The organism is Picrophilus oshimae DSM 9789 (assembly GCF_900176435.1).
Classification (GTDB): domain Archaea; phylum Thermoplasmatota; class Thermoplasmata; order Thermoplasmatales; family Thermoplasmataceae; genus Picrophilus; species Picrophilus oshimae.
This window is the reverse complement of sequence record NZ_FWYE01000003.1, coordinates 43,866-55,612: the sequence shown is the minus strand read 5'-3', so window position 1 is coordinate 55,612 and position 11,747 is coordinate 43,866. Positions and strand designations below refer to the sequence as shown.

General features: G+C 36.5%; 13 protein-coding genes and 1 riboswitch. Of the genes, 9 read left to right on the top strand and 4 right to left on the bottom strand.

What is annotated here, in order from left to right; all coding sequences use genetic code 11:
* Positions 1-97: 97 nt before the first annotated feature.
* Both B8780_RS05700 and B8780_RS05695 read left to right on the top strand, forming a co-directional pair.
* Positions 98-2,026 carry a 3-hydroxyacyl-CoA dehydrogenase/enoyl-CoA hydratase family protein gene (locus tag B8780_RS05700; RefSeq protein ID WP_236719397.1) on the top strand — a complete coding sequence of 643 codons (1,929 nt, stop codon included), beginning with the start codon at positions 98-100 and terminating at the stop codon, positions 2,024-2,026.
* 37 nt (positions 2,027-2,063) lie between these two features.
* Positions 2,064-3,026: a uracil-DNA glycosylase family protein gene (locus tag B8780_RS05695; RefSeq protein ID WP_084272955.1), complete on the top strand. Its 963-nt coding sequence runs from the start codon at positions 2,064-2,066 to the stop codon at positions 3,024-3,026.
* Here B8780_RS05695 and B8780_RS05690 read toward each other — a convergent pair.
* Entirely contained in the window at positions 3,020-4,201 is a 1,182-nt protein-coding gene (locus tag B8780_RS05690; RefSeq protein ID WP_084272954.1) for an MFS transporter, read from the bottom strand. The genes B8780_RS05695 and B8780_RS05690 overlap by 7 nt on opposite strands.
* Positions 4,190-4,292, bottom strand: a riboswitch (TPP riboswitch). Its footprint overlaps the gene before it by 12 nt.
* A 94-nt stretch (positions 4,293-4,386) precedes the next feature.
* Entirely contained in the window at positions 4,387-5,985 is a 1,599-nt protein-coding gene (locus B8780_RS05685; RefSeq protein WP_084272953.1) for an outer membrane protein assembly factor BamB family protein, read from the bottom strand.
* A 107-nt stretch (positions 5,986-6,092) separates the two neighbouring features.
* On the opposite strand from B8780_RS05685, the gene B8780_RS05680 reads away from it, so the two are divergent.
* The 3 genes from B8780_RS05680 to B8780_RS05670 all read left to right on the top strand — a co-directional run bounded on the left by B8780_RS05680 (position 6,093) and on the right by B8780_RS05670 (position 7,432).
* A complete protein-coding gene (locus tag B8780_RS05680) occupies positions 6,093-6,566 on the top strand; it encodes a helix-turn-helix domain-containing protein (protein ID WP_084272952.1) in 474 nt (157 codons plus the stop codon).
* Positions 6,567-6,647: 81 nt separating this feature from the next.
* Positions 6,648-6,914, top strand: a complete 267-nt coding sequence (locus B8780_RS05675) for a DUF211 domain-containing protein (protein ID WP_011177817.1) — start codon at positions 6,648-6,650, stop codon at positions 6,912-6,914.
* Positions 6,911-7,432: a hypothetical protein gene (locus B8780_RS05670; protein ID WP_011177816.1), complete on the top strand. Its 522-nt coding sequence runs from the start codon at positions 6,911-6,913 to the stop codon at positions 7,430-7,432. The genes B8780_RS05675 and B8780_RS05670 overlap by 4 nt, the downstream gene beginning before the upstream one ends.
* On the opposite strand, the gene B8780_RS05665 is transcribed toward B8780_RS05670, so the two are convergent.
* Positions 7,427-8,503 (bottom strand): TIGR04053 family radical SAM/SPASM domain-containing protein, encoded by a 1,077-nt coding sequence (locus B8780_RS05665; RefSeq protein WP_084272951.1) that lies wholly within the window; start codon positions 8,501-8,503, stop codon positions 7,427-7,429. The two genes, B8780_RS05670 and B8780_RS05665, sit on opposite strands and share 6 nt — an antisense overlap.
* A 69-nt stretch (positions 8,504-8,572) precedes the next feature.
* On the bottom strand, positions 8,573-9,373 hold the full coding sequence (locus tag B8780_RS05660) for a prephenate dehydratase (protein ID WP_084272950.1): 801 nt from the start codon (positions 9,371-9,373) through the stop codon (positions 8,573-8,575).
* Positions 9,374-9,454: 81 nt separating this feature from the next.
* Here B8780_RS05660 and B8780_RS05655 point away from each other — a divergent pair, with 81 nt between their 5' ends.
* The 4 genes from B8780_RS05655 (at position 9,455) to B8780_RS05640 (ending at position 11,683) form a co-directional block, all read left to right on the top strand.
* Entirely contained in the window at positions 9,455-10,609 is a 1,155-nt protein-coding gene (locus B8780_RS05655) for an alpha-hydroxy-acid oxidizing protein (protein WP_084272949.1), read from the top strand.
* An 84-nt stretch (positions 10,610-10,693) separates the two neighbouring features.
* On the top strand, positions 10,694-10,888 hold the full coding sequence (locus B8780_RS08170; RefSeq protein WP_161939682.1) for a hypothetical protein: 195 nt from the start codon (positions 10,694-10,696) through the stop codon (positions 10,886-10,888).
* Positions 10,822-11,334 (top strand): hypothetical protein, encoded by a 513-nt coding sequence (locus tag B8780_RS08130; RefSeq protein WP_153274223.1) that lies wholly within the window; start codon positions 10,822-10,824, stop codon positions 11,332-11,334. Before B8780_RS08170 ends, B8780_RS08130 begins: the two co-directional genes overlap by 67 nt.
* A 97-nt stretch (positions 11,335-11,431) precedes the next feature.
* Complete coding sequence (locus B8780_RS05640) at positions 11,432-11,683, top strand: hypothetical protein (RefSeq protein WP_084272946.1); 252 nt, start codon at positions 11,432-11,434, stop codon at positions 11,681-11,683.
* Positions 11,684-11,747: the final 64 nt, after the last annotated feature.

Here is an 11,747-nt window from a genome sequence, read left to right as displayed (position 1 = left end):
TTTTTATTAGTAATCCAAAATAATAAAATAAGTTTCATAAACCGTTTATTCTGATAACTTAATAAACATTTAAATAATAATTTCTGATTTAATGATCATGATAAAGAACATAACAGTTATTGGTGCCGGCCTCATGGGCCATGGCATAGGCGAGGTTTTTGCGCTGAATGGATACAACGTTAATTTATATGATTCATTTCCGGCGGCAATTGAAAATGCAAAAAAATCCATAGATAACAGCCTTTCAAGGCTTTTAAACTCCGGAAAGATCAAAAAGGAGGATTTAAACGAGATAAAATCCAGAATAAAATTCCACGGAAACCTTGACGAGGCATTAATGGACTCTGATTTCGTAATAGAGGCCGTTCCTGAAAGGCTTGATATAAAAACATCGGTGCTATCAGAGGTATCAAAGAAAACAGATTCAATCATAGCAACGAACACATCAAGTATAAGAATATCAGAGATAGCGGAGCATATAGACAAACCAGAGAGATTCCTTGGCATGCACTTCTTTAATCCGCCGGTTGTACTTAAACTCGTCGAAGTTATAAGGGGAGAAAAAACGGCAGAAAGCGTATTCAATGAGGTTTATAACCTTGCAAAGTCCATTAAAAAGATACCAATAAAGGTCATGAAGGATACCCCGGGGTTTGTTGTAAACAGGATATCCGGACCGGAGACGCTGCTCTTCTGCTTTATATACCAGAGCGGCCTTGCAAAACCTGAGGAGGTCGATTCATATATAAAGGCCCAGGGCATGCCCATGGGCCCATATGAGTTATTTGATTACGTTGGCCTGGACGTAATAAAGGATCTCTTTGATTACTATGGAAATGAATTATCTCAGGATTATAAGAAATGCACTGTTATATCAGATCTTGTAAACTCAGGGAAAAAGGGCATGAAGACAGGCCAGGGATTTTACAAATGGGAGAACGGAAAGGCCTTAATTCCAAGGGCTAATCCAAGTGATAAGATAAATCTAATGGATATCTTTGCGCTTGAGATAAATGAGGCGGTTAAGCTCATAGAGGATGGCGTTGCAACACCTGAGGATATTGAAACCGGTGTAAAGTACGGGCTTAACAGGCCATTCGGGCCGATAAGCGTGGCAGAGGGCCTTTCAAACAGGGAGGTAAAGGATACACTGCTAAAGCTCTATGAAATGTCCAAATTTGAAACGTTTAAACCTGCAAAATCAATAGATTCCGGCAATTTAAAGGCCATAATACATAAAAAGATCTCTGTTCCAGAGGTTCAGGAAAAGAAGAATAAATATATTATTGAGGAAAAAAACAACAGGGTTTTAAAATTATTACTTAACAACGGTAAAAACAATTTAATTACGAAGGAACTTGTCGATGAGCTTAATGATGAGATAGACATGATATCAAAGAACGATGATATAAATGTCGTTGTTATAACAGGAAGGGATACCTTTTCTGCAGGTGCCGATCTATCACAGTTCTTCAGGAATTCAGCAGATTTTATGAAAAATGCAGAGCGTGTTGAGAGGGTCTTTGACAGGATACGAAAAACAGGTAAAATATTTATTGCGGCAATAAAGGGATATGCCCTTGGCGGTGGCCTTGAGCTTGCACTGGCCTGTGACATAAGAATGGCAACCAGGTCTTCAATTCTTGGATTTCCGGAGACATCTCTTGGACTTATACCCGGCTACGGCGGTAGCCAGCGTCTTTACAAATTAATAGGCATGTCCAGGGCCGTTTCAATGATACTTACGGCGGAGAGGATAACGGGTGAAAGGGCTCTTGACTATGGCATAGTTAATAAATTATTTGAAAATGATGATGAGGTCATGACATATGCCGTTGACCTTTCTGAAAGGATCGCCCCTGTGTCTGTTAATCTGGCAAAGAAATTAATATACTCAGAGATGAATTTTGATTCTGGCCTTGATTTTGAGGCTGCTGCCGTGGGTGTTTTGTACTCAACAGACGACCTTAGAGAAGGAATCTCCGCATTTCTGTCAAAAAGAAAGCCTGACTATAAGGGTCATTAAATTAAAAATTATTAATACAATCTTTTTATTCTTATTAATGGACGAGTACAGTTATGGTATTATTATATACAAAAAAGATGTTGAGTATGAGTACCTTGTTCTTTTAAGGTCAGAGGGCTGGCTTGATTTTCCAAAGGGGCACATAGAAAAAAACGAGGATGAATTTGATGCGGCGATAAGGGAAACGTTTGAGGAAACAAACATAATGATAGACAAAAATGATATTGAAGCCTTCTTTTCTTATACAATGAACTACTCATTTAACAAAGGCGATGAAATTATAAACAAGCATACAAAGATGTTTCTTGCAGAGTACAATAATAACGAGATAAAAATTTCAAAGGAGCATGTTTCTTATGAATGGCTGAACTATCACGAGCTTCTGAGGAGGCTAAGATACATAAACCAGAAGGACATGGTTTATTACGCGGAAAAGTACCTTACAAGAAGGGATGCAATTAACGAGATAAACATGGAATACATGAAGCTACCTGATATGATAAAGACCTGGAGGCTCAGCAGGAATTTTGTTCCAGGCGAGGGTAATTACAATGCAGAGATCGTTTTCGTTGGCCAGGCGCCAGGAAAAACTGAGGATGAAATGAAAAGACCATTTGTTGGCAGGAGCGGAAGGATATTAAATTCCATGCTTTCAATGATAAATATAAACAGGGAGAGCGTTTACATAACAAGCGTTGTTCAGTTTTACCCTGAAAAAAATAGGGTTCCGGATAAATCTGAAATAGATGCCTGTTTTCCATATCTGAAGAGGCAGCTTGATGTAATAAGCCCCAAGATCATAGTAATTCTTGGAAGAATAGCAGCACAGTCTTTGCTTGGGATCAATGACATAAAAAATAACCATGGAACGATTATAAACAAAAGATATTTTATTACATATCATCCTGCGGCAGCGTTGAGGTCAAAAACCGTGCTTAGCAAAATGGAGAATGATTTTATAAAATTAAAAAATGAGATTAACAGAATAAAAAATCAATGAATTAATATATTATTTGTTTCCCTTCCATAGAGCATGTATATTACTGCACCTGCAAAGCCTATTAAATATATGATGAGTAAATAGTATGCATAAACCGTAATACTGCTATTATAAAGCGCGAATACTGTGAATATGTATATTAAATATCCAATGGATCTAACAATGCCAACACCGGTGCCCCTAAATGACGTTAGAAAATTTTCAGGTTCCAGCATGCCACGTGCCATCCAGCCAAACTCACCTGTGACGCCATTGATTATTAATATTATTATCAACAGGGAAATGCTAAAAAGCACATCTTTTAGAAATATCACAAGGAAAAGCCAGGATACAAAAAGACCTGTGAATCCAAACAGGGCAAGATTTTTCCTTTTTGAGCGGCCAAGAATTAAACCTGCAATTATACCTGTGAGAGACTCGGCAAGAACCGAGAAAAATATTATTATTGCAGAATATTTTGGAAACTCGAATGGACCAAGCACAAGATCAGAGAATGCAAAGCCAACTATTATTGCAATGCCCATAAAGCCAAGCGGTAAGTATCTAAATAAGTTTTTATCAGGCTTTTCTTTATGATATGCCTCCCATCTTATGCTCTCCCTGATTTTTAACCTTGAAAAGAATGCTATTATAAAACCCAGTATTGCAATTATTAGCAGTGATACCTTTTCATTGTATAATGAGTAATTTACAAAGATGAATATTCCTGCCATTATGGTTATTGCTATATTTGCCATGTTTGTTGTTTCTGCAATGGCCGTGCCACGGTAGCGTTTTGGCAGCATCTCGGCAATGTATGCAAGAGAAACAGTTTCATCACCGCCAAGCCCAAATTCGGCCATGAAGATTCCAGGTATTATTAATAAAAGCGAATATGAAAGTGCTATTATTAAAAGACCTATTGCAGTAATGACTACAGTTAACATGAATAAGCGCTTTCTGCCAAAACGATCTGAGAATATGCCGAGAAAAAGATTACCAAATAGCAGACCTGCAGGTGATGTGGCTATTATAAACACATCATATTTAACAGGTATAAAAGGCCATGTTGTTATCAACGGCGCTATGCTCAGTGCAACGCCCCACATAAAAAATGAGGAGGCGAGTGCTATGATTGAAACACTGTCAAGATAGTCCCAGCTTCTTTTTTCATAAATGTCGACATTCAATTCCACTAAAATCCCTCCGCCGGTATTACCCGGATCAGGTTCAAAGGGTCGATCTTTTTAGATCCTCTCAGCCTTTTCGGCTCCCCCATAGACATATTTTAAAATATTATATATAAATTTTCTATTTTTTTATGTAAAATAAGTTTTTATTATAATTTAAATGAAAAATATTGATGAAAATTTTATATTATTTATATACCTGGATCTATTTCAGTAAGCGGTAAGGCTGTAACCCAGCCGTATGAATTTGTTAAAAACATTGTGTTTCCTGCTATTACAGGATTTACTATTCCAAACCTGCCGCCTATGTAATACTTATTTATTAAAGATCCTGTGGTTGCATTTATTGCGTATATGTATGAATCAGCACCGACAAATAGAACGCCATTATAATAAACAGGTGATCCCCTTGGGCCTCCTGGTGATTTTGGTGGCAGATGCACATCCGGCAATCTCAATGACCATGCTATTGTTCCATTGTTTGCATAAAGTGCAACAAGGCTTCCGGTGGATTGATCCCCGGTGTAAACCATGTTATGATAAATTAATGGTATGCCGCCCTTAAATGCCGGTGGAACATAACCACGACCTATGTTTGTCTCCCAGACAACACTTCCATTTACAGCGTTTATTGCCATTGTCACAGTATCGACCCTTCCTGAGGTTGAGTTATAGTTTGCTATTGCGGATTGATATATCATTCCTGTTTCAGGATCGACCGCAAGAGGTACATCGCCCATGCCGGTATCATATGGAACGTATGGCTTTTTCATTGATGTTTTCCACAATACCCTGCCATTGGTACCATTTACTGCTATAATTAAACCGTGGGGTGCACCAACAAATGTATAACCTGCTATAAATTCTGTTGTTCCATTTGGAAGGACGTAATATGTAACGCTGCCCATGTTGTCAAAGAAGCCACCGAAGTGATCTGACCATAAAACCTTACCTGTCGTTGCATTTAATCCAATAAATTGGCCGCCGCCATCGGCGTATGCAATTATACCGTCATGAACTGCTGGTGATGGCATTGTTTCTCCGGTTGTAAAGTTCATCCACAGTAATTTACCGTCTGTTGCATTAAATGCGTATATTGCACCGTAAGTTAAACCACGCCTTACCTTATTTGATTCATTGTGAAGTGCATGCTCTATCTGTGCAAAGCTAAAACCCGTGTCCCCAACGGTAACATAAACAATACCATGGTATACTATTGGATTGTTCATTGCCTGTGATGCAAGGCCTGTGGCGTACCATACGATGCTGCCGTTTGATGGATTCAATGCAAATATTGAGCCTGGGCCTGTATCCTCCTCAACGTAAACCAGATTGTTCGATAGTGTTACACCAAGTGGTTCACCCATGTACTGTGTCATCGTTGTCAGCGCGGATTTATTTCCTATGTTATGTGCTGCCGGTAAATTTGAATCTGTAACATTTAATGGTATGGCATTGCCCCCGGCATAGTTTATAATAGGTATATTCCATGAAACGCCTTTGTTTAAAAGTTTATTTGTTGTTGTAAAAACTGTTTCATGTGTTGTATTATACGATGTAACAGGCCAGTTTGATGGAAAACCATAATTCTTTGATTCATTGTTTTTATAAAATGTTACCTTAAGGGCATATGGAAAGTACATGCCATTGTATTCCCTGTATACTGTCACCCTTGGTTTTACCTCAGGTTTTACCACTGGTTTATGTATTGATACATAGGTAACCCCGGCACCGATTCCAGCACCAACCAGCACTGCTATAACTATTGCGACAATAATTTTCTTATTCATCGAAAGTTTATCAATATCTATGACTTAAAATTTAAAATTCTGGAAAAAAACAAATTTACATTATTTTTATGTATTATTTATAAATATCATGATCAATGTGATATTTAATGACAAAATATGATGAATTACTTCAAAATATGACTTTTTATTCATTAGAATCCATTAATAACCGGATAAAATACCATGAAAGGGAGCTAAAACGCCTAAAATTCATAAGGTTAATATTATCAGGTGTAAGCGTTAATAATGCATCGCGTATTTGCGGCTTTTCAAGGCAGTATGGTTATAAAATCATCAAAAACTGCATTAAAAATAACAAATCAAAAAAAGGAAGGCACTGTAAACTAAATAGTTCCCAAATGGAAATATTAATAAATTACCTCAATGAAAAAATGCCATTTTCTATTATAGATGTTAAGTGCTTTTTAGAGGACCAGAATATAAAATACTGTGAAAAACAGATAAGGAGGATAATAAACGGTCTCGGTTTTAGTTACTGCAGGCTTTTAAAGGGTTATATAAATGTTTATGGCCACAAAAAATTGATTGAAAACATCGATGATAAAATCAGTTTAAAATGATTATATAATGTTTTAAGAAATAGAAAAATAAATAAATGCTTTTTAAATATTGAATTATTATAATCCGGTGTGATATTGATTATGAACTTACGGCGTATATTGCTTGATGTTGATAAGGGCCTGAACAGGCCAACATTAACGGAGCTTGCCGGTTCCATTGAGGAGGTTCCAGGCGTGGAGGCTGTAAAGATAACCGTTACAGAGATGGACATGGAGACCATGGGCACCAGCATAATAGTCGAGGGCACAAACATTAATTATAATCAGCTTATAAAAACAATAGAGGAGATGGGCTGTGCAATACACTCCATTGATGAGGTTGCCACCGGAAGGCACATAATAAAATGAGGCAGAATCTTTTATTCCCATTTTCAATAGGTGTTTCAGATGGAATAATAACTGCATTAATACTTGCGTCAGGTGGCATTGTATCAATGGGAATAACCCCATTTCTTGCACTTAAAATCTCCTTTGGATCGGCATTTGCAGGTATGTTCAGTTTTTTCATAGCAGATTATGCAGGTTTAAATGAGGAACTGCACAGAACTGCAAGGCAGCTTAATCTCAGATCAACAAGGTATCTTTTAAGGGGCAGACTTGGCCGTGACATACTTCTTGAGGCATTTATAGGCACTTTGATATCGTCCTTTTTTGGCTTCACCGGTGCTTTGATACCTTTAATGTCAAGCATGCTGGTGCCGCATAATATATATATTCCACTTTTAATATCCTATGCCGCCCTGGGACTGGTTGGCTACTTTATAAGCAGAACCACGGCCGGTAGCTGGCGCTTCTGGATTTTTATAATGATTGCCATAGGCATCATAGTTACAATTGCAGGTTCATATTTAAAATTAATATCATAAATAGCCTGTTATACATGCAGGGTCGTATCCAAGTATATCATGAAAATATGAGTATGCCCTTGCCCTTGATCCGCCACATGAATCTGACCAGTAGCATGTACCACATGGCGCCTTTAGATTTTTACTGTCTCTTAACGCCTGTAAAACACTGTTTTCCTGGTAAATGCTTATAAGGCTTGTGCTCCTTATATTTCCAAGAGAAACCGGTAAAAAGCCACTTGGATAAACATCACCATTGTATGAAACAAAGATTATGCCCTTTCCATCCCTGGTATTTACTGATCTAAGAATCCTTCTTTTTTCAGGTTCTCCAAGCAATGATATCGTTGATCTAACAAGGTCACTGTATAATTTTCCAGAATAATTTTTATTTCCCTGGTCAATAATACGCCTGAACATTGGGGATTCAACCGTTCTTATATTTATATAACCACTGGCAAATAACAACCAGTGATTTACATCCTCGTATTCCTGTGGACTTAAATCCTCCTGGTCTATGCCGCGACCGGTCCTTATTAAAAAGAAAAGCTCCCAGACATCGATTTTGTTGTCAGTCAATATTTTTAGTATATATGGCAGATCCATAATATTTCTTTTATAAACAAGGGTATTTATTTGAAGTTTTATATTCATATTTTTTATTTTTTTAACAAGATCTATTGTCTTTTCAAAGAGGCCGTTTTTATTTCTTAGCCAGTCATGATTTTCCTTAAGACCGTCAAGGCTCAGTGAAATCGATGCAACACGATTTCTTGCATAGTTAAGAAAATCATCATCGAGAAGATCTGTTGCCGCAGGGCTTATGGAAACTGGTATACCGTAATAATTTGCCTCATCTATTAATGTTTTTATATCCTTTCTTTTCATGACGTCCCCGCCGGTTAATATCAAAACCGGATATGGCTTTCCGAAATATTTTATTGATCGAATGAAATCGAGACTTTCTTTTGTATTTAATTCATCCGGTAAGGGCTCACTTATTGATGATGCCCTGCAGTGCCTGCACTGTAAATCACAGGCCTTTGTTGTTTCATAGAATATTAATAATGGCTTTTTATTATAATTGTACATAATTTATTATCATTTGCATGGATATTATTTATTCATAATCATTGAATATTATCAATATTATAAAAACATTTAATAACCTGTTTCAATGCCCGATTTCCTGTAAAGGCCAATGAGCTTGAAATTTATTGTTTCACGTTTTATTATATCAATTAATACATTGCCATAGCCATTGTCCTCAAAATCTATAAAAAATATGTAAGAAAATGGATTTTTTGCGTATGGCCTTGATTCTATCTTTGTCATGTTAATATTAAAGGCTGATATAATATTTAATATCCTTGATAACGAGCCTGGCCTGTTTTCAAGAGAAAAACCTATAGAATATTTATCACCATGATCGTTCATGTGTTTTGATATTGATATAAATCTTGTGTAATTATTTATATTATTCTGTATCGATTTTGATATTATCTTTAGATTATATAGATTTGCGGCCTCCTCACTGCCTATTGCGGCATGCTCATCATTGTTAATCTCACTGATTGTTTTTATTGCGTATGATGTGCTATATTCAGGCACGGGTATAAACCCGTTTTTATTTATAAAATTTGAGCACTGTGCCAATGCCTGTGGATGTGAGTGCACAAACCTTATTTTGTTTATCTCTGAATTTCCAATGAGGCAGTGATCAATCTTCATGTAATATTCTGAATTTATATATATATCCTTATAATAAATGATGTCATATGTCTGTCCAACCTGCCCCTCTATTGAATTCTCTATTGGAACAACGCCAAAATCCAGTTCATTCCTTTCTATTGCATTCACTATATCAAGTATTGACCTGTAACTAACGTATCTGCCACCAAGCATGAGCCTTGCCGCCATTGAGGTGTATGATCCTGGATCGCCAAAGTAACCTATTATCATAATATGTGTAAAATGATTTAATTAATATTTTTATTTATTCAGGTTTAAAAGATTATTAATATCATCTGGCATTATAATATAATGACAAATTATGGTTTAAATTACCAGCTGAGAACATATTTAAAAATTGATGGCAACGACATGCCCGTATCAATTAATGACTGGCATGACCTGGCAATGAAAAAGCTTGATAATGGTCCATGGGGATATCTTGAGGGTTCCGCCGGTTCCAATGATACCGAAAAAAATAATGAAAGATCTTTTTTAAAGTATAGAATAAGGCCAAGGTATCTTAGAGATGTCTCGAATATAGATATGTCAATAAGGCTTTTTGGAAAAAGATTTGAGACGCCCTTTATACTTGGGCCGATAGGCGTAACGTCAATTATTCATAATGATGGCGATATTGCAATAGCAAAGGCAGCAGAAAATCTTGGAATGCCCTTTGCATTAAGTACTGTGTCATCATACAGCATAGAGGATGTTGCAAAAGCAGCGCCAAATGCGGAGAGGTGGTTTCAGCTCTACCCGGGCAGGGATAAAAATATTATGAAAAGCATGATTAGAAGGGCAGAAAAATCAGGCTACAGTGCAATTATAGTGACTGTTGATACAACCATGCTTGGCTGGCGTGAAACGGATCTAAAAAATGCCTACCTGCCGTTCTTGCTTGGTTATGGAATTGCAAATTATATAACAGATCCTGAGTTCAATGCAAGACTCGATAAAAGTCCGGAGGAGGATATGAAGGCAGCAATAGAGGAGTTTCTTTCCATTTACGTGAATCCAGGATTTACCTGGGACGACTTTTCAGAGATAAGGTCATGGACTAGGCTTCCATTAATTATAAAGGGTATAACACATATTGATGATGTGAAAAAGGCCTTTGATTATAATGCAGATGCCGTGGTTATATCGAATCATGGAGGCAGACAGGTTGATGGTGCAATTTCATCAATAGATGCACTTCATGAACTTTCTTTAAATGATATAAATGGCACAATATTATTTGATAGCGGCATAAGGCATGCGGCTGATGCCTTCAAGGCCATTGCCCTTGGTGCATCCGCAGTTCTTATAGGCAGGCCATACATATACGCACTGGCCGTTGCCGGCCAGGCGGGAATTGAAAGATACATGGATCAGTTAAGATCAGAATTTAATTTGGAAATGGCCCTTTCCGGATATGGATCTTTAAGTGAATTAAACAGGGAAACAATATATGTTCAAAAATGAGAAAAATTTATCTGAGTTTGAGCCTTATAAAGAGGCTCAAAATAATAGATAACGAGATACATACTGACATGATCAAATTTAATGATGAAATATTCACAAAATCAGATTGATGAAAACAAGCTGGAAAAATTAAGGCAGGAGCAGATGGCTCTTCTTGAAAATATAGGCAGGGCAAAGGATGAGGAACATAAATTAAAATCTGAAATTGAAGAATGCAGAACCAATACATTGAAATTGAAGCCAAACTTGACGATATTAATAAACGCAAAGAGGAATTAGATAAAGAAGTCGGCAACCTTGAGGATCCAGATGTTCTGAAGAAAATAAAAAACTTCAATGAATCTTTTATTTCTCTTGTAAAATCGATATTTGATAACAATCTCAAGCCTGAAAATGTGAACATCATAATGGTTCATGAAATTAAACTTACATCTGACCAGAAAAACACCTTAAAATTATTATCAGAACAGGCAGAAGAAATAAAGAAGATGATTGAGGATATGCTTTCAGATTATAAATTAAGCGAGAAAAGACAGGCATTAAAGGATCAGATTGAAAAGGAAATGGAAGACGCAAAAAAGGAAATGGATGGCTTTATGGCACATAACCCACAAAAGGTTTTGCAGAATGTTATAGATAATATCAAACAATTCATATACCAGTTCCAGAAAGGTGATATTACCATAGATGGCGGATTGAGATTTGGAAAATCAGGTATAAATTAGGTATTGACACCAATTGAAGAATCTTTAAAACATCTAGAAAGACTGTCTGGTCAGGTTAAAAATAAAGGTATATGGGCGAAGTTAAAAGGCTAGTAAAATGGCAGAGGCAAACGGTGCAGTAGAAGAAAGGGAGAAAAAGGAAGAGGAGGAGCCAGTTATTGAGGAAATGCCAGATAGGGAATTTGACGACACGATAGATACCAATAAAATAAATCAGGATGGCAGATGCCCAGATGGTTATGTTTATGTAAAACCACATAAAACTTTTATGGTGTTTACACAAAAAGTTATTGCAGGAGGAACAAACATAATAATTTTTAATTTATATCTTGAACCATATTTAATTTAAAGGTATAATAACTATTCAAATAGTCAAAATTAAAAATTAATAATAAGATATAACATTTTAATTG

Coding starts and splice junctions, on each gene's coding strand:
- B8780_RS05700 (WP_236719397.1), top strand. CDS start 98: ATGATAAAGAACATAACAGTTATTGGTGCCGGCCTCATGGGCCATGGC.
- B8780_RS05695 (WP_084272955.1), top strand. CDS start 2,064: ATGGACGAGTACAGTTATGGTATTATTATATACAAAAAAGATGTTGAG.
- B8780_RS05685 (WP_084272953.1), bottom strand. CDS start 5,985: ATGAATAAGAAAATTATTGTCGCAATAGTTATAGCAGTGCTGGTTGGT.
- B8780_RS05680 (WP_084272952.1), top strand. CDS start 6,093: ATGACAAAATATGATGAATTACTTCAAAATATGACTTTTTATTCATTA.
- B8780_RS05675 (WP_011177817.1), top strand. CDS start 6,648: ATGAACTTACGGCGTATATTGCTTGATGTTGATAAGGGCCTGAACAGG.
- B8780_RS05670 (WP_011177816.1), top strand. CDS start 6,911: ATGAGGCAGAATCTTTTATTCCCATTTTCAATAGGTGTTTCAGATGGA.
- B8780_RS05665 (WP_084272951.1), bottom strand. CDS start 8,503: ATGTACAATTATAATAAAAAGCCATTATTAATATTCTATGAAACAACA.
- B8780_RS05660 (WP_084272950.1), bottom strand. CDS start 9,373: ATGATAATAGGTTACTTTGGCGATCCAGGATCATACACCTCAATGGCG.
- B8780_RS05655 (WP_084272949.1), top strand. CDS start 9,455: ATGACAAATTATGGTTTAAATTACCAGCTGAGAACATATTTAAAAATT.
- B8780_RS08170 (WP_161939682.1), top strand. CDS start 10,694: ATGAAATATTCACAAAATCAGATTGATGAAAACAAGCTGGAAAAATTA.
- B8780_RS08130 (WP_153274223.1), top strand. CDS start 10,822: ATGCAGAACCAATACATTGAAATTGAAGCCAAACTTGACGATATTAAT.
- B8780_RS05640 (WP_084272946.1), top strand. CDS start 11,432: ATGGCAGAGGCAAACGGTGCAGTAGAAGAAAGGGAGAAAAAGGAAGAG.